Annotated in this window: 21 protein-coding genes; 6 read left to right on the forward strand and 15 right to left on the reverse strand. The window is 62.2% G+C overall.

Going from position 1 to position 25,401, the window contains the following annotated elements; translation table 11 throughout:
• Nucleotides 1-251: 251 nt before the first annotated feature.
• Nucleotides 252-1,214, reverse strand: coding sequence for a heme o synthase (locus QRN04_RS03360; protein ID WP_284974735.1), 963 nt, complete (start codon nt 1,212-1,214; stop codon nt 252-254).
• A 425-nt stretch (nt 1,215-1,639) separates the two neighbouring features.
• Between QRN04_RS03360 and tkt the strand changes: the two genes are divergently transcribed.
• Genes tkt through pgl form a run of 6 tightly spaced genes read left to right on the forward strand, consistent with a single transcriptional unit; the run spans nt 1,640 to nt 9,854 of the window.
• Nucleotides 1,640-3,757, forward strand: a complete 2,118-nt coding sequence (gene tkt, locus QRN04_RS03365) for a transketolase (protein WP_284974872.1) — start codon at nt 1,640-1,642, stop codon at nt 3,755-3,757.
• 22 nt (nt 3,758-3,779) lie between these two features.
• Nucleotides 3,780-4,898 (forward strand): transaldolase, encoded by a 1,119-nt coding sequence (gene tal, locus QRN04_RS03370; protein WP_284974736.1) that lies wholly within the window; start codon nt 3,780-3,782, stop codon nt 4,896-4,898.
• A gap of 6 nt (nt 4,899-4,904) precedes the next feature.
• Nucleotides 4,905-6,536: a glucose-6-phosphate isomerase gene (locus QRN04_RS03375; RefSeq protein ID WP_284974737.1), complete on the forward strand. Its 1,632-nt coding sequence runs from the start codon at nt 4,905-4,907 to the stop codon at nt 6,534-6,536.
• 15 nt (nt 6,537-6,551) lie between these two features.
• Nucleotides 6,552-8,108 (forward strand): glucose-6-phosphate dehydrogenase, encoded by a 1,557-nt coding sequence (gene zwf / locus QRN04_RS03380; protein WP_284974738.1) that lies wholly within the window; start codon nt 6,552-6,554, stop codon nt 8,106-8,108.
• Nucleotides 8,105-9,046, forward strand: a complete 942-nt coding sequence (locus QRN04_RS03385) for a glucose-6-phosphate dehydrogenase assembly protein OpcA (protein WP_284974739.1) — start codon at nt 8,105-8,107, stop codon at nt 9,044-9,046. Before zwf ends, QRN04_RS03385 begins: the two co-directional genes overlap by 4 nt.
• Complete coding sequence (gene pgl / locus QRN04_RS03390; RefSeq protein ID WP_284974740.1) at nt 9,036-9,854, forward strand: 6-phosphogluconolactonase; 819 nt, start codon at nt 9,036-9,038, stop codon at nt 9,852-9,854. Before QRN04_RS03385 ends, pgl begins: the two co-directional genes overlap by 11 nt.
• 118 nt (nt 9,855-9,972) lie before the next feature.
• Here pgl and secG read toward each other — a convergent pair whose 3' ends face one another.
• The 14 genes from secG to QRN04_RS03460 form a co-directional block, all read right to left on the reverse strand.
• The gene (gene secG / locus QRN04_RS03395; RefSeq protein ID WP_284974741.1) at nt 9,973-10,230 is read right to left on the reverse strand and encodes a preprotein translocase subunit SecG; all 258 of its coding nucleotides are present in this window, start codon (nt 10,228-10,230) and stop codon (nt 9,973-9,975) included.
• Between the two features lie 36 nt (nt 10,231-10,266).
• Nucleotides 10,267-11,082, reverse strand: coding sequence for a triose-phosphate isomerase (gene tpiA, locus QRN04_RS03400; RefSeq protein WP_284974742.1), 816 nt, complete (start codon nt 11,080-11,082; stop codon nt 10,267-10,269).
• Nucleotides 11,083-11,159: 77 nt separating this feature from the next.
• Complete coding sequence (locus tag QRN04_RS03405) at nt 11,160-12,386, reverse strand: phosphoglycerate kinase (protein ID WP_284974743.1); 1,227 nt, start codon at nt 12,384-12,386, stop codon at nt 11,160-11,162.
• A 9-nt stretch (nt 12,387-12,395) separates the two neighbouring features.
• Nucleotides 12,396-13,406, reverse strand: a complete 1,011-nt coding sequence (gene gap / locus QRN04_RS03410) for a type I glyceraldehyde-3-phosphate dehydrogenase (protein WP_284974744.1) — start codon at nt 13,404-13,406, stop codon at nt 12,396-12,398.
• Nucleotides 13,407-13,676: 270 nt separating this feature from the next.
• Nucleotides 13,677-14,300: a superoxide dismutase gene (locus QRN04_RS03415; protein WP_284974745.1), complete on the reverse strand. Its 624-nt coding sequence runs from the start codon at nt 14,298-14,300 to the stop codon at nt 13,677-13,679.
• A 173-nt stretch (nt 14,301-14,473) separates the two neighbouring features.
• Nucleotides 14,474-15,454, reverse strand: a complete 981-nt coding sequence (gene whiA, locus QRN04_RS03420) for a DNA-binding protein WhiA (RefSeq protein WP_284974746.1) — start codon at nt 15,452-15,454, stop codon at nt 14,474-14,476.
• Between the two features lie 9 nt (nt 15,455-15,463).
• Nucleotides 15,464-16,480, reverse strand: a complete 1,017-nt coding sequence (locus QRN04_RS03425) for a gluconeogenesis factor YvcK family protein (RefSeq protein WP_284974747.1) — start codon at nt 16,478-16,480, stop codon at nt 15,464-15,466.
• Entirely contained in the window at nt 16,480-17,403 is a 924-nt protein-coding gene (gene rapZ / locus QRN04_RS03430; protein WP_284974748.1) for an RNase adapter RapZ, read from the reverse strand. The genes QRN04_RS03425 and rapZ overlap by 1 nt, the downstream gene beginning before the upstream one ends.
• 106 nt (nt 17,404-17,509) lie before the next feature.
• Nucleotides 17,510-19,525: an excinuclease ABC subunit UvrC gene (uvrC, locus tag QRN04_RS03435; RefSeq protein ID WP_284974749.1), complete on the reverse strand. Its 2,016-nt coding sequence runs from the start codon at nt 19,523-19,525 to the stop codon at nt 17,510-17,512.
• Nucleotides 19,526-19,557: 32 nt separating this feature from the next.
• Nucleotides 19,558-20,226: a lysophospholipid acyltransferase family protein gene (locus QRN04_RS03440; RefSeq protein ID WP_284974750.1), complete on the reverse strand. Its 669-nt coding sequence runs from the start codon at nt 20,224-20,226 to the stop codon at nt 19,558-19,560.
• Nucleotides 20,213-20,929, reverse strand: a complete 717-nt coding sequence (locus QRN04_RS03445; RefSeq protein ID WP_284974751.1) for an HAD hydrolase-like protein — start codon at nt 20,927-20,929, stop codon at nt 20,213-20,215. The genes QRN04_RS03440 and QRN04_RS03445 overlap by 14 nt, the downstream gene beginning before the upstream one ends.
• A 112-nt stretch (nt 20,930-21,041) precedes the next feature.
• Entirely contained in the window at nt 21,042-23,969 is a 2,928-nt protein-coding gene (uvrA, locus tag QRN04_RS03450; protein ID WP_284974752.1) for an excinuclease ABC subunit UvrA, read from the reverse strand.
• Nucleotides 23,970-24,054: 85 nt separating this feature from the next.
• Entirely contained in the window at nt 24,055-24,435 is a 381-nt protein-coding gene (locus tag QRN04_RS03455; RefSeq protein WP_284974753.1) for a GntR family transcriptional regulator, read from the reverse strand.
• A gap of 139 nt (nt 24,436-24,574) precedes the next feature.
• Complete coding sequence (locus QRN04_RS03460) at nt 24,575-25,354, reverse strand: trans-aconitate 2-methyltransferase (RefSeq protein ID WP_284974754.1); 780 nt, start codon at nt 25,352-25,354, stop codon at nt 24,575-24,577.
• Nucleotides 25,355-25,401 lie beyond the last annotated feature (47 nt).

Here is a 25,401-nt window from a genome sequence, read left to right on the forward strand (position 1 = left end):
GATGCCCAGGAGGGTTGCGTACCCGGGAATCACCGGCCACCAACCTTTAGCCACCTTGTACGACACGGTCGCTGCGATGCCGACAGCTGTGCTGCGGGCTTCGAATTAGGTGCTGTCGGAGTCCGACTAGGTGGCCTTGGCGGTTCGCGGTTGAGACGGGCGGGTTTCGTTGTCAGTGAACGAAAAGGCTCGACGCCGGAACTCGCTTGAGTACCGGCGTCGAGCCGTTGTCTGGAAAGCTGCTGGAGTGGCTAGCCGCCGATGATAGGGAACCCGATGAACGGGTCCACCGCCAAGGCAATGAACAGAAGTGTCAGGTAGCTGATGGAGCCGTGGAAAACCTTCATGGCGCCCTTGTTGGACATGTCGCCGCCTTGGGCCCTCTTGTACAAGGCGTGGCTTTCGTACAGGAACCATGCACCGGCTAAGACGGCCACGATGCTGTACACCCACCCCGCGCCACCCACCGGGATCAACAACAGCGAGCAGGCAACCATGGCCCATGCATACAGGACCACCTGGACCGAGACCACCTTGGCACCGGCGATCGCCCCAAGCATAGGCACGTTGGCGTTGCGGTAGTCCTCGCCGTAACGCATGGACAAGGGCCAGTAGTGCGGGGGCGTCCACAGGAAGATGACCATGAACAGAACGAAAGCCGGCCACTGAACGGTGTTGGTCACCGCGGCCCACGCAATCAGAACAGGGAAGCAACCTGCGGCCCCGCCCCACACGATGTTCTGGGCAGTGCGGCGCTTGAGGATCATCGTGTAAATGACCACGTAGAAAACAATCGCAGCGAGCCCAAGCCATGCGGACAGCGGATTGGCGCCGAACCACAAGATGGCGATCGATGCGGCCCCCAAGACCCAAGCGAACACCAGCGCTTCCCGGGGGGTGACCTCACCCGTGACGAGAGGGCGCTTCTCGGTGCGGTGCATCAGTTTGTCGATGTCGCGGTCAATGTAGCAGTTGAAAACACCGGCACTTCCAGCGGCGAATGCACCTCCGACCAGCGTCGCGAGGATCAGGCCGATGGAAGGGAACCCGCGCTGGGCGAAAATCATGGTGGGCAGGGTGCTGACCAGGAGCAGCTCGATGACGCGCGGTTTCGTGAGAGCCAGATACGCCTTGAACTTGCGGGACATTCCCATGCCTCCCCGGGCCGGGGAGGCGTTAAGGGGCGTATCGGTTGTGCTCACAGCGGCAGTCACTCTGTTCTATGCTCTGGGGTTCTCACAGCGGCAGTCCCTGAAATGCGGGCGCATGAACCGCTGGCGGCCTTCAGATATCATACCGTGGCTGCAGGTGCACCGATGTCCGCGAAAAACCGTGAATGTTTCCGAAACTTCACTTCCCGCGAGCCAGCCTCGTGATTCATATAAGGCAAATTTCTGTCCAGTACGTGGGATTCCAGACTGCCGTGGCCTATTTGGGGCTAAGCTGTGAGCAGATCAGCACACACGTCGACTGTCCGGGAAACCGTATTCTCGGATGTCCGTGCGTCTGGATGAGAGATCAACGTTTCAATGGTGAACGGCTGGTAGAAACATTGCAGCGGGCGCCATCCTGAGCTTCCTGCGCGCCGTGTCCTCAACTTGCCGTCAGCACAGAAAGGGGCTCGGTTTTCGTGCCACATTTGGAAGAGCAACAACTGTCATGGACGGATCTGGACCAGAAGGCTGTTGACACCATTCGCGTGTTGGCCGCCGATGCCGTGGAGAAGGTCGGTAACGGCCACCCCGGAACGGCAATGAGTTTGGCTCCGGCAGCATACCTGCTGTTCCAGAAGCTGATGCGTCATGACCCGAAGAACCCGGACTGGCTGGGTCGGGACCGTTTTGTCCTCTCCCCCGGCCACACCTCGCTCACGCTTTACATCCAGTTGTTCCTCTCCGGTTACGGTTTGGAACTGAAGGACCTTGAAGCTCTCCGCACGTGGGGCTCGCTGACCCCAGGCCACCCGGAGTACAAGCACACCGCCGGCGTGGAAATCACCACCGGCCCGTTGGGCCAGGGTCTGGCCACGGCTGTTGGCTTCGCCTACTCCCAGCGCCGCCAACGTGGTTTGTTCGACGCCGATGCTCCCGCTGGCGAGTCGCCGTTCGACCACACAATCTGGGTCATCGCTTCCGACGGGGACATGCAGGAGGGCATCACCTCCGAGGCTTCCTCGCTGGCCGGGCACCAGGAGCTGGGCAACCTCGTGGTGGTCTACGACGAGAACCACATCTCCATCGAGGACGATACCGATATCTCGTTTACCGAGGATGTCCTCAAGCGTTACGAAGCCTATGGCTGGCACACCCAGCGCGTGGACTGGACCAAGACCGGCAATTATGTCGAAGACGTCCAGGAGCTCTACTCCGCATTGCAGGCGGCCAAGGCAGAGACCACCAAGCCCTCCATCATTTCCTTGCGCACGATCATTGGCTACCCGGCTCCCAAAAAGCAGAACACGGGCAAGATCCATGGCTCCGCCCTTGGTGCCGAGGAAGTCGCCGCACTGAAGACCGCCCTCGGCTTCGACCCGGAGAAGTCCTTCGATGTGGACCCCGAAGTCCTTTCCCACACGCGGAAGGTCTTGGACCGCGGCGCCGAGGCCCGCGCGGCCTGGCAGGAGTCCTTCGAAGCATGGCAGTCCTCGAACCCGGACGGTGCCTCGTTGCTCGAGCGTGTGGAGGCCAAGAAGCTTCCCGTCGGTATCGACGCAGCACTGCCCGTCTTCGAGGCAGGCAAGGAGGTCTCCACGCGTGTAGCCTCCGGCAAGGTGCTCAACGCCATCGCACCGTTGCTGCCCGAGCTCTGGGGCGGTTCGGCTGACCTCGCCGAGTCCAACAACACCACTATCGAGGGCTCGCCGTCGTTCATCCCTGACTCGCGGTCCACCGCCGCATGGAAGGGCAACCCCTACGGCCGCGTTCTGCACTTCGGTATTCGCGAGCACGCGGCTGCGGCAATCGTGAACGGCATCTCCCTTCACGGCCGCACCCGGGCTTTCTCCGGTACGTTCCTGATCTTCTCCGATTACCAGCGGCCGGCGATCCGCCTCGGCGCGCTGATGGGTGTACCGTCCTTGTACGTCTGGACACACGACTCCATCGGTTTGGGCGAAGACGGACCAACCCACCAGCCCGTGGAGCAGCTTGCATCGCTGCGCGCCGTTCCAGGCGTGGACGTGGTCCGTCCTGGTGACGCGAACGAGGTCTCAGCAGCGTGGAAGGTCATGCTTGAGAACCACGAGAACCCGGCCGGCATCGTGCTCACGCGCCAGAACATCCCCACCTACGCACGCGGCGAGGGCGTTGCCGACGGCGACAGCTTCGGCACCGCGGCAGGCGTTGCGAAGGGCGGCTATGTCCTTGCTGAAGCCTCGAAGGACGGCGCAACCGTCCAGGCCGAGGTCATCCTGATCGGTACCGGCTCGGAAGTGCAGCTCGCTGTCCAGGCCCGCGAGGCACTCCAGGCTGAAGGCATCCCAACACGCGTTGTGTCCATGCCCTGCGTCGAATGGTTCAAGAGGCAGGATGAGGCCTACCGCGAGTCGGTGCTCCCGGCAGCTGTGAAGGCCAGGGTTTCGGTCGAAGCCGGCCTGGCACTGGGCTGGAAGGAATTCGTTGGAGATGCAGGCCGTTCCATTTCATTGGAGCACTTCGGTGCATCGGCTGACTACAAGCGGCTTTTCCAGGAATTCGGCATTACCGCAGACGCAGTTGCTGCCGCTGCCAAAGACTCCCTCTCCGGCTTGACGGCCTGAGACCCCCAAAAAGGAGAAACACATGACTACCACTCCCACACAGAAGCTCTCCGACGCCGGCGTTTCGATCTGGCTTGACGATCTCTCCCGTGGTCGCCTCGACACCGGTACACTCCAGAAACTCATCGATGAGAAGAACGTGGTGGGTGTAACAACCAACCCGTCCATCTTCCACGCAGCCATCACCACTGGCACCGACTACGACGACACGATCGCCAAAAAGGCTGCGGCTGGTGCCAGCGTTGAGGACACGATCTTTGAGATCACCACCACGGACGTTGCTGACGCCTGCGATCTTTTCGCCCCGGTCGCGGCTGCCACGAATGGCGTCGATGGACGCGTGTCCATTGAGGTGGACCCCCGCCTGGCGTGGGACACGGCCGGAACCATTACCGAGGCCAAGAAGCTGCACGCACGGGTTAACAAGGACAACGTCCACATCAAGATCCCTGCCACCCTTGAGGGCCTTGAAGCAATCACCGCAACCTTGGCCGAGGGCATCAGCGTCAACGTGACCCTGATCTTCTCCCTGGAGCGCTACCGCGCGGTTATCAACGCTTTCCAGACCGGTCTCGAGCAGGCCAAGGAAAACGGCCATGACCTCGCCAAGATCCACTCCGTTGCATCCTTCTTCGTCTCCCGCGTCGATACTGAAATCGACAAGCGGCTGGACGCTATCGGCACTGATGAAGCCAAGGCTTTGAAGGGCAAAGCCGGCGTGGCGAACGCCCGCCTGGCCTACCAGGTCTACGAGGAACTCTTCTCCACGGAGCGTTGGGCGGTACTGGCCGAGGCCGGCGCCCTCCCCCAGCGCCCCCTGTGGGCCTCCACCGGAGTGAAGGACCCCGCCTACCCGGACACCCTCTACGTGACGCAGCTCGTGGCTGCCGGCGTTGTCAACACCATGCCCGAAAAGACCCTGGACGCCACGTTCGATCACGGCGAAGTCACCGGTGATACGGTCACCGGCACCTATGATGAGGCCAACGAGACACTCAATGCCCTCGAAGCGCTCGGCGTCTCCTACAACGACGTCGTCAAGCTGCTCGAGACCGAGGGCCTCGATAAGTTCGTCGGCGCATGGAAGGAACTCCTCGCCGACGTCGAAGGTGCACTGGTCAACGCACGGAAGGCTTCCTAACCCACTATGAGCACAATCAGCTACGACGCCAGCGGTGCCGCCCAGCAGGCCATCGCGCAGCACATCGACGGCCTGGTCGAAGACAGGATTGCTACCCGGATTTTTGCGAAGGACCACACCCTGTGGGGTCCTGACGCGGAATCCGAGTCAGCAATTCGACTCGGCTGGGTGGAAGCTCCAACCGTGTCCCAGTCTTTGGTTGACGGAATCGTGGAACTTCGTGATGCCCTCCGCGCCGAGGGGGTCTCCCGCATTGTCCTGTGCGGCATGGGAGGCTCTTCACTGGCTCCGGAGGTCATTGCCGGTACCGCCGGCGTCGAGCTGACTGTCCTGGACAGCACGGATCCTGAACAGGTCAGTGCTGCTTTGGCTGACCGATTGGCGGAAACGGCCATTGTCGTTTCGTCCAAGTCCGGCTCCACGGTTGAAACCGACTCCCAGCGGCGGGTCTTCGAGAAAGCGTTCAACGACGCCGGGATCGATGCCAAGAGCCGGATCGTCATTGTCACCGATCCAGGGTCTCCCTTGGACAAAGCCTCCCGCGAGGCCGGCTACCGTGCGGTGTTCAACGCTGACCCTCATGTCGGCGGGCGCTTCTCGGCACTCACCGCATTCGGCCTCGTGCCATGCGGACTAGCCGGGGTGGATATTCAGGCGTTCCTCGACGAGGCTGAGGAAGCTGCCGAGATCCTCAACGAGGATTCAGCAGACAACATCGGTCTCGCCTTGGGCAGTGCACTCGGCGGGACCACGCCGCTGCGCAACAAGATCGTCATTGCCGAGGACGGCTCCGGAATCGTTGGATTCGCTGATTGGGCAGAACAGCTCATTGCTGAGTCCACGGGCAAGCTCGGCACCGGCCTGCTCCCGGTAGTCGCCGGTCCGGACTCGCCTGAGGCCCTCGGCGGTGCCTCGGATGTCTTGGTGGTGCGACTCGTGGGCGCGGAAGCCGACGTCGAACTTCGCGAGAATGAAGTAGCGATCGCTGGTGGACTGGCGTCGCAGATGTTCCTCTGGGAATTCGCAACCGCGGTTGCCGGCCGCCTCCTGGCCATCAATCCGTTCGATCAGCCCGACGTCGAGGCTGCCAAGGTAGCCGCCCGCGGGTTGCTCGACGCACGCCCCGAGCCGACTCCGGCTGCCTTCACCGATGGTGCCGTGGAAGTTCGCGGAGATGACTGGCTCGGTTCCGCATCGACGGTGTCCGAGGCAGTGCAGGCGCTCCTTGCACAACTGGGCTCCGACGGCTATCTCAGCGTTCAGGCCTACCTTGACCGTATTTCCCACGCGCCGCTTGCCGGGATCCGCGACGAACTCGCGGCCGTGACGGGACGTCCGGTGACGTTTGGTTGGGGCCCCAGGTTCCTCCACTCCACAGGGCAGTTCCACAAGGGGGGCCCCGCCATCGGCGTCTTCCTGCAGGTCACCGCCGCCTCGTCCAAGGATCTTGAGATCCCGGAGCGTCCGTTTACCTTCGGGCAGCTCATTGCGGCCCAAGCATCAGGAGATGCCCAAGTCCTGGAGGGTCATGGCCGCCCCGTCCTGCGGCTGCACCTCACTGAGCGTGCCGCTGGCGTGGCCCAACTCCAGGAAGTCGTCGCTGCACTGGCCGGCCAGGCCAGTGAAATCGGAAGCTAAGGCTTAGAACCAAACATGCCAGAATCTGAAAACGGCCGGAAGAACACTTCCCCACGCAATCCCCTCCGGGACCCGCGGGACCGGCGCCTGAACCGCATTGCGGGGCCTTCGTCCTTGGTGTTCTTTGGAGTCACCGGGGACCTTGCCCGTAAGAAACTGATGCCCGCGGTGTATGACCTCGCCAACCGCGGCCTGCTGCCTCCGAGCTTCGCTTTGGTGGGGTTTGGCAGGCGGGATTGGGACAACGCTGATTTCGCCGCCGAGGTTAAAGAGAACGTCAAGGCCAACGCCAGGACAAAGTTCGACGACGGCGTCTGGGAGCAGCTTGCTTCAGGCATCCGCTTCGTCCAAGGCGAGTTCGACGACGACGACGCTTTCGAGCGCCTGGGCGACGTTCTGGACGAGCTGGACGAGACCCGCGGAACCCGGGGCAACCATGGCTTCTACCTGTCCATCCCACCCAAGGCGTTCGAGCAAGTCTGCCGTCAGCTCTCCAAACACGGACTGGCCGAAGGAAAGCCCGGGCAGTGGCGCCGCGTGGTCATCGAGAAGCCCTTCGGGCACGACCTCGAGTCCGCCCGGCAGCTGAACGACATCGTCGAATCGGTGTTCCCGGCCGATGCCGTGTTCAGGATCGACCACTACCTCGGCAAGGAAACAGTACAGAACATCCTGGCGCTGCGCTTCGCGAACCAGCTGTTCGAACCACTGTGGAATGCCAACTACGTTGACCACGTCCAGATCACCATGGCCGAGGACATTGGCACCGGTGGCCGCGCAGGGTATTACGACGGCGTCGGCGCGGCACGTGACGTGATCCAGAACCACTTGCTGCAGTTGCTGGCGTTAACGGCCATGGAAGAGCCCATCTCTTTCAACGCCAATGACCTGAGGGCCGAGAAGGAAAAGGTCCTTGCAGCTGTGAAGCTCCCGGACGATCTCTCCACGCACTCAGCACGTGGTCAGTTCACCGGAGGTTGGCAGGGCGGCGAAAAAGTCCTCGGCTACTTGGACGAGGACGGAATCCCGGCCGACTCCAAGACGGAGACCTACGCGGCCATCCGCGTGGACATCAACACCCGCCGCTGGAACGGCGTCCCGTTCTACCTCCGTGCCGGCAAGCGACTGGGGCGCCGCGTCACCGAAATCGCCGTGGTGTTCAAACGCGCACCTAACCTCTTGTTCCGTGATCACGGGGAAGACGACTTCGGTCAGAACGCTGTGGTCATCCGCGTGCAGCCGGATGAGGGCGCCACCATCCGCTTCGGTTCCAAGGTACCGGGTACGCAGATGGAGGTCCGCGACGTGACCATGGACTTCGGGTACGGCCATTCCTTCACCGAATCCAGCCCGGAAGCCTACGAACGGCTCATCCTTGATGTTCTCCTGGGAGAACCCCCGCTGTTTCCACGGCATCAGGAAGTGGAGTTGTCCTGGAAGATCCTCGATCCGTTCGAGGAATACTGGGCGGGCTTGGATGAACAACCACAACCCTACGCACCCGGCAGTTGGGGTCCGGCCTCGGCCGATGCCCTGCTGGCCCGCGACGGACGAACCTGGAGAAGGCCATGATCGTAGATCTACCGGACACCACCACTTCCAAGATCTCCAAGAAGATCCAGTCCTTGCGTGAACAGGGCGGTGTGATAGCCCTCGGCCGTGTCCTGACACTCGTCGTGGTCACCAAGTCCGGGCTGGAAGAGGAAGCCATCGAGGCCGCCAATGAGGCCAGCCGTGAGCACCCCTGCCGGATCATCGTGCTCGCCGACGCCGGTACTGAAGGTCCGGATCGCCTCGATGCACAAATCCGGGTAGGCGGGGACGCGGGCGCCTCGGAAGTCATCGTGTTGCGAGGCCACGGACATATGGCGCACGAAAGTGAATCACTCGTCTCTGCCTTGCTGCTGCCCGACGCGCCGATCGTTGCGTGGTGGCCTCACGGCGCCCCGGAAAACGCCTGTGAGACGTCCATTGGACGCATCGCACACCGCCGGATCACCGACTCCGCCAACGAACCCGACCCACGCCTGGCGTTGGAGAACATCCGGGCCACCTACAAGGCAGGAGACACCGACCTCGCGTGGACCCGCCTGACCAACTGGCGGATGCAACTCGCGGCCGTCTTCGACCAGGTCGACGGCGATCCCGTCTCCGCCGTCGCCGTGGAGGGCGCCTCCGACTCTCCCAGCACGCTTCTGCTCGCAGCGTGGCTTAGCTTGGCGCTACAAGCCCCCGTGACCATCGTGGCCGACCCGGCCGGCACCGGCATCCGGAGGGTGCGCCTGACCCGTGCAAGCGGCGACGTGCAGCTCTTCCGCCCCGGCCTGTCCGTAGCGGAACTGACGCAGCCGGGACAGCCCGCGCAAAGGATCACCCTTCCACGCCGCAGCCTCAAAGACTGCCTCGCAGAAGAACTCCGCAGGCTCGACCCCGACGAAGTCTTCGGCGAAGTGATTACCATGGGACTGCCACTTACCAGCCAGAGGAGAGTCCAGACCAGTGCACGCTGAGCCAAGAGTAAGCATCCACCCAGACTCCAAGGTCCTCATGGCCGCCATCGCCGCGCGGCTGATCACCAAGCTGGTGGATGTCCAAGACAAGCATGGGGAGGCGACCGTTGTCCTCACCGGCGGAACCGTCGGCATCGGCACGCTCAAAGCTGTAGCAGACTCTCCGGCAGCACCGGCGGTGGATTGGTCCAAGGTCAATTTCTGGTGGGGAGATGAACGATTTGTCGCCGCTGACAGTGAAGACAGGAACACCTACCAGGCCCATCAGGCGCTGTTGGCGCACCTGCAGGTAGACCCGGACCGCGTGCACCAGCCCGGTTCAACAGATGATTTCGGGACCGCGGAGGAGGCCGCTGCCGCATATGCTGCCGACCTGAAGGCCGCAGCGGAAGCAGAGCATGCAGCGGACATGTCCGATAATCGTCCGGACGCCCCGAGCGAACTCCCTCGCTTCGATGTGCTGCTCCTCGGTGTAGGCCCGGACGCGCACGTTGCCTCGCTCTTCCCGGAGCAGGCAGGCATCCGGGAGAAGAATCGGATGGTTGTCGGGGTGGAGAACTCACCCAAGCCGCCGCCGTCGCGCATTTCCCTGACGCTCCCCGCCATCAACACCGCGCAGGAAATCTGGATGGTCGTTGCCGGGGAGGACAAGGCCGGCGCTGTTGGCTTGGCGCTTGCCGGCGCCAACCCCGTCCAGGTTCCGGCAGCAGGTCCCGTGGGTCGCACAAGGACCCTGTGGCTCATCGACGAGAATGCTGCGTCCCGTGTCCCCCAGCAGTTGGTCCGCAAGGATCCGGCTGGCGCCTAAGCAAAATGCGACGCTCCAGCCGCGACGCTCATGGCGTCGGGCTGGAGCGTCGTTGTTTAAACAATTTGCTGCATGAAAAAAGGGAGGCTCCCGAAGGAACCTCCCCTGACCCGAGTGGTTACGAGGTACCGCCCGAGGAGAAGCGCATGATCAAACCAAGTCCGATGATCACAACACCCCACGTGATACCAAGGATGATGGTGAAGCGATTCAGGTTTCGCTCGGCCACACCGGACGAACTCAACCCCGAACTCATGCCGCCACCGAACATGTCGGACAAACCGCCGCCACGCCCCTTGTGCAGGAGGATGAGCAGCGTCAGCAGAAGGCTGGTGATACCCAGCAGGATCTGCAGAATGACTTGAAGAACGTCCACGACGGCCTTTCGAAGAAGCGGAAAACGGGAGCCGGACTAGTCCGTGACGAGGTGGCTCTCGAACCTGACAATGTTAGCAAACTCAGCGGCGTCAAGGCTGGCGCCACCCACAAGCAATCCATCCACGTCACTTTCCGCCATGATTGCGGCCGCGTTGTTTGCCTTGACGGAACCGCCGTACAGCAGGCGGGTCTTGGCAGCGACGCTCTCATCGAAAAGCTTGGCGAGCTCGGCACGGAGGGCGTTGCACATTTCCTGTGCATCCTCGGGACCCGCGACTTCCCCGGTTCCGATGGCCCATACGGGTTCGTAGGCAACCACCAATTCCGACGCCTGCTCGGCTGTGAGGCCATCGACGCCGGCACGCAACTGGGCCAAGGTGTGCTCTACGTGGGTACCGGCCTGGCGGACTTCCAGCCCCTCCCCAACACAAAGGACCGGGACGACGTCGTGGCGGAACGCGGCTTTGACCTTGGCGTTCAGGACCTCGTCCGTCTCGTTGTGGATGGTGCGGCGCTCACTGTGGCCCACGAGGACGTAGGAGCAACCCAGCTTGCCCAGGAACTGCCCCGAAATGTCTCCCGTATAGGCTCCCGAGTCGAACTGGGAAAGGTCCTGGCCTCCGTAAACAACGTTCAGCTCATCTCCCTGCACCAGGGTCTGCACCCCGCGGAGGTCGGTGAATGGAGGGAATACGGCGACTTCAACGCGGTTGTAGTCATGCTTGGCATCGGACAACGTCCAGGCGAGCTTTTGCAGCAGCGTGATGCCTTGGACGTGGTCCATGTTCATCTTCCAGTTGCCGGCGATGAACGGCTTACGGACAAATGCGCCGTTGGCAGAGGTAGTCACATGAGCTCCAATGAATGCGTTTTGAGGGGTGTGCGCAGCCGGCAGGACGCGAAGGCATCCTGCCGGCCAATGAATTGCTAGCGGTCCAGGACGCTGAGCCCGGGAAGTTCCTTGCCTTCAAGGTATTCCAAGCTGGCGCCACCGCCTGTTGAGATGTGGCCGAATTGGGAATCTTCGAAGCCAAGGGTCCTCACGGCAGCGGCGGAGTCACCACCGCCGACAACGGTGAAGGCTTCCGTCTCGGTCAAGGCCTGTGCAATGGCACGCGTACCGTTGGCGAAGGCCTCGAACTCGAACACGCCCATGGGCCCGTTCCAGAACACAGTCCTAGCCCCGGCGATCTGTGCCGCGAATGCGGACGCGGAATCGGGACCAATGTCCAGGCCAATGCCCGAGGCGCCGAAGGCGCTGTCCTCGATAGCATCGGCCTTGACGACCTCGTGATCCGCGCTGGCGGAAAAGGCGCTGGCGACAACCACATCCGTCGGGATCACGAAAGACGTTCCGGCGGCAGAGGCGCGGTCGAGGTAGTCCTGGACCACCGGGATCTGATCTTCTTCCAGCAGGCTGCCTGCTACCTTGTGGCCTGCTGCGGCCAGGAAGGTGAACAGCATGCCGCCACCCACCAAAATGGTGTCGGCCTTGCCAAGGAGGTTGTCGATAACGGCCAGCTTGTCGGAGACCTTGGAACCACCAAGAACCACAACGTAGGGACGCTGGGTGTCGGTGGTGAGCTTCCTGAGGACTTCCACTTCGGTGTGCACGAGGTCGCCCTGGTAGGACGGCAACCGGGTCGCGACGTCGTAGACGCTGGCGTGCTTGCGGTGAACGGCGCCGAATGCGTCGTCCACGAATGCACCGTTGTCTCCCGTGAGGGCCACGAGTTCGTCCGCGAAGGCGCCCCGCTCGGCGTCGTCCTTGCTTGTTTCCCGGGGGTCGAAGCGCACGTTCTCAAGGACGAGCACATCCCCATCCTGCAGGAGGGCGGCGTGTTCCTTGGCGGATTCTCCGACAGTGTCCGCGGCGAGGTGCACCGTGAAGTCGGCGAGTTCAGCGAGGCGGGTCACAGCGGGCTTCAGCGAGTACTTGTCCTCAGGGGAGCCCTTGGGGCGTCCGAGGTGGGCGGTTACGAGCACACGGGCACCGGCGTCCGAGAGCTTCTTAAGGACCGGGAGGGACGCCTTGATGCGGCCATCATCGGTCACTGTAGAGCCGTCGAGCGGCACGTTCAGGTCACTTCTGACCAGAACGTACCGCCCGCGGACACCTTCAGCGATGAGTTCGTTGAGGGTGTGAGATGTCATGTGTCTACCCTAGCCCAGCTTGGCTGCGACGAGCTCCGTGAGGTCTACGAGGCGGTTGGAGTAACCCCACTCGTTGTCGTACCAGGAGACGACCTTGACCTGGTTGCCGATGACCTTGGTCAGGCCCGAGTCGAAGATGGAGGAAGCGGGGTCACCAACGATATCGGAGGACACGATCGGTGCATCCGTGTAGCTCAGGATGCCGGCGAACTGCTCCGACTCCGAGGCTGCCTTGAGGGCAGCGTTCACTTCCTCAACGGAAACTTCGCGGGACACCGTGACCGTGAGGTCGGTGGCCGAACCGGTCGGGACCGGTACCCGGATGGCGTAACCGTCCAGCTTGCCCTTGAGCTCCGGGAGAACCAGGCCGATGGCCTTGGCGGCACCGGTGGAGGTGGGAACCATGTTGATTGCTGCGGCGCGAGCGCGGCGGAGGTCCCCGTGGGGACCGTCCTGCAAGTTCTGGTCAGCGGTGTAAGCGTGAATAGTGGTCATCAAGCCACGCTCGATGCCAAAGGCGTCGTTGACTACCTTGGCCAGCGGGCCCAGGCAGTTGGTGGTGCAGGACGCGTTGGAAATGATGTGGTGGGCTGCGGGGTCGTAGAGCTCGTGGTTCACGCCCATGACGATGGTGATGTCTTCACCACTGGCGGGGGCGGAGATCAGGACCTTTTTGGCGCCGGCGTCGATGTGCTTCTGCGCAGCTGCGGCCTTGGTGAAGAAGCCGGTGGACTCGATGACGATATCCACACCCAGTTCGCCCCAAGGGAGGTTTGCGGGATCGCGCTCAGCGAGAACCTTGATGGACTTGCCGTCTACAACCAGGTTTCCGTCCGTAACTTCCACCGTCTGGGCCAAGCGGCCACCGACGGAGTCGTACTTGAGGAGGTGGGCGAGGGTCTCAGGGCTGGTGAGGTCGTTGACGGCGACGATCTCAAGGTCTGCGCCCTGGGCCAGCGCTGCGCGGAAGTAGTTGCGGCCGATGCGGCCGAAGCCGTTGATACCAATTCGGGTGGTCACTATGTGTCAATCTCCTTGGTGCTCTTGCAAGCACGCCTAGTGAGTCGGATAAAAATTTCCAACTAACAGACCCCGCACGTCTTTGGGCAGAGGTGATTATCAGATCGGAGGGCGACCAGCCACATTGCTGAAGGCTAACCGCCTTCCGTGATCCATCTTACGTTTAACCAAGCCTGCCCCCGCAACTGCGGGGGCAGGCTTTTCAGCATTCGGTCCAAATTCGCGCAAATAGTGACTTTTGTTACATCTGCGTGAATGCGGCCTCACCAGCTACAGAACGATGAGGCCCGTGGCGTTGGTGCGGGCAGCCTCGAAGCGCTTGGCGACGTCGGCCCAGTTGGCGATGTTCCAGAAAGCCTTGACGTAGTCTGCCTTGACGTTGACGTAGTCCAGGTAGAAGGCGTGCTCCCACATGTCGAGCATGAGCAACGGAGTGGTGCCCACTGCAACATTGCCCTGCTGATCGTAAAGCTGCTCGATGACCAGGTTGCCGCCAATGGGTTCGTATGCCAGGAAGGCCCAGCCGGATCCCTGCAGCGCCAGCGCCGCAGCGCTGAACTGTGCGCGGAATGCGTCGAAGGAGCCAAAGGCGTCATCGATAGCAGCTGCGAGCTCGCCTTCCGGCTTGTCCCCGCCGTCCGGGGAGATGTTGTTCCAGAAGACCGTGTGGTTGATGTGTCCACCGGTGTGGAATGCAAGGTCCTTGGACAGACGGTTGATGTTCGCGAAGTCACCCTTGTCGCGGGCTTCTGCGAGCTGGGCAAGTGCATTGTTGGCGCCTGCAACGTAGGCAGCGTGGTGCTTGCTGTGGTGCAGCTCCATGATCCTTGCCGAGATGTTCGGCTCAAGTGCTGCGTAATCGTAGCCAAGTTCCGGCAGAACGTACTCTGTCACGAAATCCTCCAATGTTGTGGACCGAAGTCCGGGTTGGTAACTCTCGTTGTGTTCATCCAACCGGCTAACCGGCAGGAAACCCTGGGGAAGAAACCTTCTCCGCCGCCAACGGGGACAACCGACCGCGGCGTCGCAGTATTTCCTCCGCACCTCTCCGATTCTATGGGTGGGGCCTACTCGTCCATCATTTCCGGAGTCACATTTGCCTCCGTGCCGGGGATGCCAAGATCAATTGCTCTCTTGTCTGCCATGGCCAAAAGCCTCCGGATCCGGCCGGCGATGGCGTCCTTGGTCATCGGCGGATCGGCGAGCCGTCCCAATTCGTCCAAACTGGCCTGCTTGTGGGCCACCCGCAATTCTCCGGCGTACTTGAGATGGTCCGGAACGTCGTCGCCCAAAATCTCAAGGGCCCGGTCCACCCTGGCGCCCGCTGCAACAGCCGCTTGGGCAGAGCGGCGCAAGTTGGCGTCGTCGAAATTGGCAAGGCGGTTGGCAGTGGCCCGCACCTCCTTCCGCATCCGACGCTCTTCCCAGACCATCAGCGCGTCATGGGCGCCCATCCGTGTCAGGAGGGTTGCGATCGTGTCCCCGTCACGGATCACAACGCGGTCCACGCCGCGCACTTCCCGTGCCTTGGCTTGGATGCCGAGCCGTCGCGCAGCCCCTACCAAAGCAAGAGCCGATTCAGGACCAGGACACGTGACTTCCAGGGAGGAGGAACGCCCTGGTTCAGTGAGGGAGCCGTGCGCCAGGAACGCACCGCGCCAAACGGCCTCCGCATCGGCCGCCGAACCGTTAACCACCACGGACGGCAGCCCGCGGACCGGTCGCCCGCGTCCATCCAGCAGTCCTGTCTGGCGTGCCAAGGCCTCGCCATCACGCACCACCCGCACCATGTAGCGGCTACCCCGCCGCAGTCCGCCTCCTGAGACAACAATGATTTCGCTCTGGTGGCCGTAAACCTCGGCGATGGCCGCCCGCAGGCGGCGGGCGGTGGAAGCCAGGTCAACTTCGGCCTCGATCACGATGCGCCCCGAAATGATATGCAAGCCGCCCGCAAACCGCAGCATTGCCGAAACCTCAGCCTTACGGACCGAGGATTTTTTTATGTCCAGCCGGGACAGTTCGTCCTTGACCGACGCAGTAAGTGCCATCGCGTGTTCCTAACTGTTCCCAAAAATATCGTGGTACGCCGCTGCCAACAGCAGTGGATCATGGACGGGGCGGCGCCTCGACGCCCCTACTCTACCCAACACCACCTCGGCACCGATCATCCCGGCGGCCTTTTCGAAAGCCTTGAGATCCTGGATTGCAGCAGGATCAGCCAGGACGACGTCGACGCTGAACTCCGGTGCATACCGGCGTAAAACGTCCAAATGATCCGCCGCAGTCATGCCGGATGTCTCTTTGGTTTCGACGTCGAGATTCATGGTCAGGCACCGCTTGGCCGCGGTGTCACCGAGTGCCTGCCGAAGTTCGGGCAGGAGGAGGTGCGGAAGCACCGACGTGTACCACGAACCCGGGCCCAGGATCACCCAGTCCGCTAATTCGATGGCCGTCAAAGCTTCGGTGCAGGCAGGCGCGTCCTCTGGAAGCAGCCGCACGTCCTCCAGCTTTCCGGCGACCGCGCACTTGGCTTGGCCCCGGACCAGCTGAAGCTCGTGCCGCCCGTCGCCAAGGTCCACCCGGGCGTGCCCCTCAATGGTCAGGGGCACGCTGGACATCGGGAGAACCTGACCGCGCGCACCCAACAGGGCGCCTGCCCACTTGAGGCCCGCCACGGCATCGCCCAAGAGCTCCCAGAGCGTAACAATGAGCAAGTTGCCCATCGCGTGGTGGTCCAACGATCCGCCCTTGGCCGAGCCTGTGTCGAACCGGTGCTGCATCACGTCCCGCCACGTGCGGCCCCAGTCGGTATCGTCACAGAGCGCACTCAGCGCCATCCGCAGGTCCCCCGGCGGGAGGACGCCGTACTCGTCCCGCAAGCGGCCCGAAGAGCCGCCGTCGTCCGCTACTGTGACGATGGCCGTCAATTCGGAAGTCAACAACCGGAGGGCAGACAAGGAGGCAGCCAGTCCGTGGCCACCGCCCAAGGCGACCACCGAGGGACTCTTCTTCTGCTGGCTGCCGGGCACGCCCTTCGGAGGGATAAGCGGCAGCGGCCCGGTCAGGACACCCACTACTCGCGTCCCAGGTCGCGGTGCGCGGTGGTCACCGTCACGCGCGGAAATTGGGCGAGCCGTTTGGACAGTTCGACGGCGACGGCCACGGAACGGTGTTTGCCGCCCGTACAGCCGACAGCCAAGGTGGCGTAATGCTTATTTTCCTGGCGGTAGCCGTCAAGGACGGGCTCCAGCGCCTGCACGTAGCGGTCCACGAATTCCTGGACACCGTCAGCACCCAGAACGTACGCGCTGACATCGGCATCCAGCCCTGTGTGCGGACGAAGCTGCGGAACCCAGTGCGGATTCGGGATAAAACGTGCGTCCGCCACAAAGTTCGCATCCACCGGTAAGCCGTACTTGAAGCCGAAGCTCATGACGTTCAGCCGCAGCGTCACCGGCCCCGTGTCACTGAAAAGCTCGGTGATGGCCGTGGCAAGTCCATGGACGTTGAAGTCCGACGTGTCCAAGACAACGTCCGCATGCTCGCGCAGTTCGCGGAGGACTTCGCGCTCCACTCCGATGCCATCGAGAATCCGGCCTCCGCCCTGCAGCGGGTGCGGCCGCCGCCCCTGTTCGAACCGGCGCACCAGGACTTCGTCATTGGCGTCGAGGAACAGCACGCGGAAGGAGACTCCGCTGGCGCTCAAAGCGCCCAACGCGGTTTGGATATCGGTGAAGAGATCCTTGCTCCGGACGTCGACCACGACGGCGAGCTTGGGAATTGACTTTGGCGCATGGGAAACGATCTCTGCCAAGGTCCCCAGCATCTGCGGGGGCAGGTTGTCCACCACGTACCAGCCATGGTCCTCCAGGGCGTCAGAGGCGGTGCTTCGTCCTGCCCCGGACATCCCGGTCACAACCAAAAGCTGTGCCTCCGGCGGCTTCACTGGTGTGAGGTCCTCCTGCTCGGCACCGAATCCGGCCGTTGCCTCATCCATCAGTTGTCCCCGTTTCATCGGAAGTGATCGTTTGCAGCTTGTACCGCCTTCTGACATGGCATGACGCCCTGGCCGGTGGTCTCCACTGGCCAGGTTCTTACCCTAGCTAAGATTCGAGGATTTCGCCGGTGGTCATGTTGACCGCGGGAACAACGTCGTCGGCCTCGCTACTGGATCCTAGGTGCGCGAGGACGGCAGCGGCCAAGGTAGGCCCGATGCCTTTCGCGGAAGTGAGCTCGGCAACGGACGCTGCTTTGATCTTCTTGAGGGACCCAAATTCGGCAATCAAAGCTTTGCGTTTCGCTTCGCCGAGCCCCGGCACACCGTCCAAAGCCGACACAGTCATGGCCTTGCCACGCTTTTGCCGGTGGAACGTGATGGCGAAGCGGTGGGCTTCATCCCGGATGCGCTGGAGCAAGTACAGTCCCTGTGACGTCCGCGGCAAAATGACGGGAAAATCGCTGTTGGGCAGCCAGACCTCTTCGAGCCGTTTGGCGAGGCCCACCAGATACACGTCATCGATCCCCAGCTCGGCAAGGGCGCGGGCCGCGGCGTTTACCTGAGGTTGGCCACCGTCCACCACAACCAGGTTGGGCGGATAGGCAAACTTGGCCTTCGGCGCGGGCGTGGAGGGGTCCGACGTCGAAACTTCCGTAGCGCTCTTGGCGCCTGCGCGCGTGGGATTCACGATTTCGCCGGAGACGACCGGAACTTGTGCGGCCTTGTCAGTCAAGTAGTGCCTGAACCGACGCGTCAGTACGTCGTGCATGGCCGCGGTGTCATCTGAAGCAGCTGGCCCTGTGATGGAAAACTTCCGGTAATCCGACTTTTTGGGCAGCCCGTCCTCCACCACCACCATGGATGCCACCACATTGGTTCCTTGGACGTGCGAGATGTCGTAGCACTCGATCCTCAACAACGGAACAGGCAGCTCCAGCGCTTCCTGCAGTTCCTGCAGAGCCACCGAACGCACGGTGATGTCACCGGCGCGGCGGGTCTTGTGCAATTTCAATGCCTGCTCGGCGTTATCCCTGACCGTTGACATCAAAGCGGCCTTATCCCCGCGTTGGGGCACCCGAATGTCCACTTTGGCGCCCCGCAACCCGCCAAGCCACTCCATTAATTCCTCATGATTGCTCGGGTTTTCAGGCACCAGCACTTCCCGGGGGAGACGGCCTTGGACTTCGCTGTCTTCCCCATATACCTGCTGCAGCAAGTGCTCGATGAGTTCCGGCGTCGTGACATCTTCCACCTTCTCCACCACCCAGCCCCGTTGGCCACGCACCCGTCCGCCACGGACATGGAAAACCTGGACAGAGGCTTCAAGTTCGTCCTCGTGCAAAGCGAAGATGTCCGCGTCCGTGTCCTCGGCAAGAACCACGGCGTTCCGTTCGAAGACCTTTCGCAGGGCGATGATGTCATCCCGGAGGCCGGCGGCGCGTTCGTAGTCGAGCTCCGCTACCGCCGCGGCCATGTCCTTCTCCAGCCGGCTGATGAAGCGCTTGGCCTCACCGCCCATGAATGAGCAAAAGTCCTCCGCAAGGTCGCGGTGCTCTTCGGGAGTTACCCGGCCAACGCAAGGAGCAGAGCATTTGTCGATATACCCCAGCAAGCACGGGCGTCCACTGGCGTTCGCCCGCTTGAAAACCCCTGCACTGCAGCTGCGGACGGGGAATACCCGTAGCAGCGTGTCCATGGTTTCGCGGATGGCTCCGGCGGTATAGGGACCGAAATACTTGGTGCCCTTCTTCCGCTCACCGCGCATGACCTGTACCCGAGGGAACTTCTCCCCCATGGTGACGGCGAGGTACGGATACGTCTTGTCATCCCGGAAAACCACGTTGAACCGGGGCTTGAATTCTTTGATCCAGGTGTATTCCAGCTGGAGTGATTCGAGTTCGCTGCCTACCACCGTCCACTCAACACTGCTGGCAGCGTGGACCATGGCGTGGGTCTTAGGTAGGAGACCGGCGGGGTTGGCGAAGTATGAGTTCAGCCGTGACCGAAGGTTCTTGGCCTTTCCCACGTAGATGACCCGGCCGTGGGGATCGCGGAACCTGTAAACGCCTGGAGTGGTGGGAATTTCCCCCGTTTGGGGTCGGTAACTTGCTGGATCTGCCACGGTTCCAGTCTAGTAGTCCCCAGCGAGGGGCATTAGTCGACCGTTTTGCTCTGGTTGTAGCTCGTGGACCTATCCTGTCCGCTGAGCGAGGCGATGGCGTCCATGATCTTGTCCGTTACTTCCCGCCTGGCAGGCAACGAGTGGTCGGGACCGGTCTTCTCGAAGTACAGCGGTTCGCCAACCTTCATGGTGAAGTGCTGCGGGCGGACGGCGTTCTTCCCGGCAGGCTGGAGCTTCTCAGTGCCGATAAGGCCTACCGGAATAACGGGCGCCCCCGTAGTCAGGGCGAGCCAACCAACTCCAGTGCGCCCGCGGTAAAGGATTCCGTCGCGGGACCTGGTGCCCTCGGGGTAGATGCCGATCCCTTTCCCGGACTCCAAAATATCCAGGAGAGTCTTCAACGCCTGCACGCTGGCGGCCTGCTCACCACGTTCAACGGGAATGGACCCGACCGCCTCGAAGAAGGACTTCATAACGGCGCCCTTGATGCCCTTGGTGGTGAAGTACTCGGCCTTGGCAAAGAACGCAACAGGGCGCGGCATCAGGGCCTGCACGATCACACTGTCCAAAAACGAGAGGTGGTTGGGTGCGACGATAAACGGACCTTCTTGGGGGACGTTCTCCAGCCCGATGACCGTGGGACGGCAGGTGGAGGAGACCAAGCCGCGGGTGGTCCACCGAATCGCATCAAAGACTGCCATCGTTGTGCACCTCGCTCAAGGCCGCCACCCTGACAGCGTCCAATTGTTCGATGGCCCGCTGCAGTTCCAACGCATTGCTGGCGACGGCGACCGCGCCGGCTTCCGCAAGTTCACCATCGGGGGCGAACCCCCAGCTCACACCGATGCAATCCAAGCCGTTCGCCATCGCTCCGGCGACGTCCTGGTGCCGGTCCCCCACCATCACCGCTGTTTGGGAGTTGAGGCCCGCCAATGCTGCCGCAACTATCTCGACTTTGCCTGGCGCCGAATTGGCGGCCACGGACTCGTCATCCGCGGCGCCTTGGATGGTCACGAAGAAGCGGGCAATTCCGTGGTGCTCCAGGACGAGCCGGGCCAATGCTTGTGGCTTTTGGGTGGCTACGGCCACCGGACGTCCAGCGCGTGCAAAGGACTCAAGGAGGTCGTATACCCCGGGGTACAGCGTGCTTTGGGGTATTCCGTACTGCCTGTAGTGGACCCGATAGCGCGCAATGATCTCATCCACTAATTCGACGGGCACATTCGCCAGATGGAGCAAGGAATCGCTCAGCTTCGGCCCCACCATGGAATTCAAAACGGATTGCTGCGGAACCGGTAGGCCCATCTCTTCGAGGGCCGCCGCTATTCCCCCCGTAATACCGCCGGCTGGATCGACGAGGGTGCCGTCCAGATCGAATATTGCGGGCACCATTTTTTGAGTCACCGGCTTAGTTTCTCACGAGTAGCGGCATGCTTGAAACTCGCATGCCGCTACCGGAATACTTCGGTCTCCGCAGATATTCCTTTGGCAAAAAGCAGGTCGAAGCGTTTCTGCCCTATCCCAGAATTTCAGCCAAGAACGTAGCCGTATGGCTATCTGCTGACTTTGCTACTTGTTCCGGGGTGCCCGTGGCGACGATTTTGCCGCCGCCTGAACCGCCGTTGGGTCCCAGATCCACGATCCAGTCCGCGGACTTGATCACGTCCAGGTTGTGTTCAATGGTGATGACCGTGTTGCCCTTGTCCACCAAGCCCTGGAGAACCATCAGTAACTTCCGGATGTCCTCAAAGTGCAGGCCGGTTGTGGGCTCGTCCAAAACGTAGATGCTACGGCCATTGGAGCGCTTCTGCAGTTCCGCAGCAAGCTTGACGCGCTGCGCCTCGCCGCCGGAGAGGGTGGTAGCGGGCTGCCCAAGCCGTACGTAACCCAGGCCCACGTCCACCAAGGTCTTCAAGTGCCGGGCAATCGGAGTGAACGCTGCAAAGAACTCAGCGCCTTCTTCGATGGGCATATTGAGGACGTCCGCAATGGTCTTTCCCTTGTAGTGGACCTCAAGGGTCTCGCGGTTGTACCGGGCCCCGTGGCACACTTCGCAGGGGACGTAGACATCGGGGAGGAAGTTCATCTCGATCTTCAGCGTCCCGTCGCCCGAACAGGCCTCACAGCGTCCGCCCTTGACGTTGAAGGAGAAGCGACCGGGCAAGTAACCCCGGACCTTCGCCTCTGTGGTCTCAGCGAACAGCTTGCGGATGTTGTCAAAGACTCCCGTGTACGTCGCCGGGTTGGACCGTGGGGTGCGTCCAATGGGGCTTTGGTCGACGTGCACTACCTTGTCCAGATGTTCGAGGCCGGCAACGCTCCGGTGGCGGCCCGCTACCTGCTTGGCACCGTTAAGTTTATTGGCGAGAACCTTGTACAGGATTTCGTTGACCAGCGTGGACTTACCGGAGCCGCTGACTCCCGTCACGGCGGTGAAGAGCCCCAGCGGGAACGTGGCATCAACGTTGTCGAGGTTGTTCTCCTTGGCCCCGATCACCTTCAACTCACGCTTTTTGTCGTATTTGCGGCGCTTGGCGGGAATCTCGATTCGACGCCGGCCGGACAGGTAGTCACCCGTCAGGGACTCCGTGTTGGCCAGGAGGTCCTTGTACGTGCCTGAGTGCACTACTTGACCGCCGTGCTCACCCGCACCGGGGCCGATGTCTACGATCCAGTCCGCCTCGTGGATGGTGTCTTCATCGTGCTCGACAACAATCAGCGTATTGCCGAGGTCCCGGAGCCGGGTCAAGGTTTCGATCAACCGACGGTTGTCGCGCTGATGCAACCCGATGGACGGTTCGTCCAGGACGTAGAGGACACCCACAAGTCCAGACCCGATCTGGGTAGCCAACCGGATGCGCTGTGCCTCACCGCCGGACAAGGTTCCCGATGCCCGTTCAAGGTTCAGGTACTCCAAACCGACGTCGAGAAGGAAGGTAAGCCGCGCTTGAATTTCCTTCAGGACTTGGTTGGCAATCTGGGCTTCCCTGTCCGTAAGGGTCAAGCCTCCCAGGAAGGCCGCACAATCGCGCATAGGCAATGCTGCGACCTCAGCGATGGACTTGCCGTTGATGAGCACTGACAACGACGCCGGGTTGAGGCGCGCGCCGTTGCATGCGGGGCACGGTACCTGCCGCATGTATTCTTCGTAGCGGTCCCGGGCCCAGTCCGAATCGGTTTCGCCGTGCTTCCTGTGCACGTACTGGATGGCGCCTTCGAATCCGGTGCTGTATTTACGTTCGCGGCCAAAACGGTTCTTGTACTGGACAACAACTTTGTGGTCCTTGCCGTGAAGAACCGTATTCCGCACATCCTTGGAGAGCTTCTCCCACGGGGTCTTCATGGAAAAGCCGAGCTCGTGGGACAGCCCCTCCAGGAGCCTGGTCCAGTATTCGGTGGTGGCTGTTCCGAGTGCCCACGGCGCAATGGCGCCCTCCCCGAGTGAAAGCTCGGGGTTGGGGATAATAAGTTCCTCGTCCACTTCCAGCTTGGTCCCGATGCCACTGCACGCCGAACAAGCACCGAAGGGATTGTTGAATGAGAAAGAGCGGGGCTCGATTTCGTCAATGGCCAACGGGTGTTCGTTAGGGCACGCCAGGTTTTCCGAGAAGGCCCTGATACGGGCCGGGTCATCGGCCTCGACATCAACGAATTCAACCAGGACGCGGCCTTCTGCCAGGCCCAGTGCCGTTTCCACGGAATCCGTGAGCCGCTGGCTGATTCCCTCCTTGACCACCAAGCGGTCCACCACAACCTCGATGGTGTGCTTGAACTGCTTTCCGAGCTTGGGAGCATCATTGAGTTGGATAAGCTCCCCATCCACGCGGGCGCGGGAGTACCCCTTGGCCGTCAGCTCCTTGAAGAGCTCAACGAATTCGCCCTTGCGCCCACGAACCACGGGCGCCAGCACCTGGAAACGCGTGCCCGTCTCCAGTTCCAGGAGTTGGTCGACGATCTGCTGCGGAGTTTGCTTGGTGATCGGCTCGCCACACACAGGGCAGTGCGGGCGCCCGACGCGGGCCCAGAGCAACCGCATGTAGTCGTAGATCTCCGTGATGGTTCCCACCGTGGAGCGGGGGTTCTTGCTCGTTGACTTCTGGTCGATCGACACAGCGGGCGACAGGCCTTCGATGAAATCGACATCCGGTTTGTCCACCTGGCCCAGGAACTGGCGCGCGTAGGCGGACAGGGATTCGACGTACCGGCGCTGCCCTTCAGCAAAGATCGTGTCGAACGCCAAGGAAGATTTACCTGAACCGGAGAGGCCCGTAAACACGATCATGGCGTCGCGGGGCAGATCCAGATCCACATTGCGCAGGTTGTGTTCCCGAGCACCCTTGACCACCAGGCGGGACAGGTCCGGCCGGGAGGACTTGGTTTCGGCAACAACGGAAACGCTGGTGAGGGATTCGAGGGCTGTATCGTCAGCTAAGGCTTTGGGCACCTACCAATGCTAATCGAAAACTTCTTCGAATTTCCATGTCGTTCCTCACACGCTACTGGCGGGTACGGGTCCGCATCGGCCGGGATCAGTCCGCATCGTAGGCCGCGGCCAGGAGTTGGACCGCTTCGGCAAAGGAGGCACCTTGGGCTTTGGACGCCGCAGCGTATTCAGCGGCAACACTTGCCAGCGCGCCCCAACGGTCATCCCTCGGGCACACGATAGTTCCATTGCGGCCCCGGGTAGCGACGACGCCGGCAGCCTCCAATTCCTTATAGGCGCGGGCAACCGTATGCGGCGCCACGTCCAACGCGCCGGCGAGGTTCCGCACCGGAGGCAGTTTGGCGCCGACGGCAAGCACCCCGGAGTCAACCAGCTCGATAATGCGAAGCCTCAGTTGGTCAAAGAGGGCGACTGCACTGCTGGAGTTTGGCCGCCACGTGCCCGGGAAATCGTCCGCCGGGCTCATCGCGGGACCCGGCCAAGCCTTGACGCGGGCCCGCCCTGCGGCGGCACGAAACTACCTTCATCCATGCCAAGAATTAGACCAGCGACGGCGGCCCGGAACAAGACGGCGGTCTGGAACAAGGATCTGCCAGCGGACATGCTCATGAGCCCTTACGTGCCACTGCGAAGATGCGCCGGAACGGGAAAACCGTTCCGTGCGCTGTGGCCGGGTAAGCATCCCGGAGCAGCTCTGAGTATTCCTGTTCGAACTCTGCGGATTCCTCCCCCGTCAAGGCAGCGAGGACGGGCCGCAGCCCAGTCCCCCGCACCCATTCAAGGACGGGGTTCTCTCCGGGCAACAGTTGCTGGTAAGTGGTTTCCCAAGCGTCGGCCTCGCATCCGGCGTCGAGCATGATGCCAAGGTATTCCGAAGGTGCGGCAACAGCGTCATCGTGCCTCAGCACCCCGCCCAAGCGCGTTCGCCACCGGGCGGACTCGGCGAGCCGGCGCATCAAGACATGCGATGGGGAGGTGAAATTGCCCGGCACCTGGAGGGCGAACCAAGCGCCTGGCTTCAGCGCCTGCAACCAGTCCGCCAGCATCTTTTCGTGTCCCGGTACCCACTGGAGCGCGGCGTTGGTCACCACCACATCGGTGTCGGCATCGGGCTGCCACTCAGAGATATCACCCAGTTGAAACTCCACGAAGCGGTTCACGGCCTCATCGGCGCGGGCCTTGGTAAGCATCTCCTCCGAGGAATCCACGCCAACAATCCGGGCATCCGGCCAGCGCGCAGCCAGGGTGGCAGTCAGGTGGCCGGTTCCGCATCCGAGGTCCACCACTGCGTGCGGCCGCTCCGCCCCTACCCGGGCAAGGAGGTCATGGAACGGCCGGTCCCGATGATCGCCGAACTGCCTGTAAACGGCCGGATCCCATTTCACGAAAGCCCCCTCGCTCACCCATCACTCTTGGGCTGAGCCTAAACCGT

The sequence above is a fragment of the Arthrobacter sp. efr-133-TYG-104 genome (assembly GCF_030208915.1).
Taxonomy (GTDB): domain Bacteria; phylum Actinomycetota; class Actinomycetes; order Actinomycetales; family Micrococcaceae; genus Arthrobacter.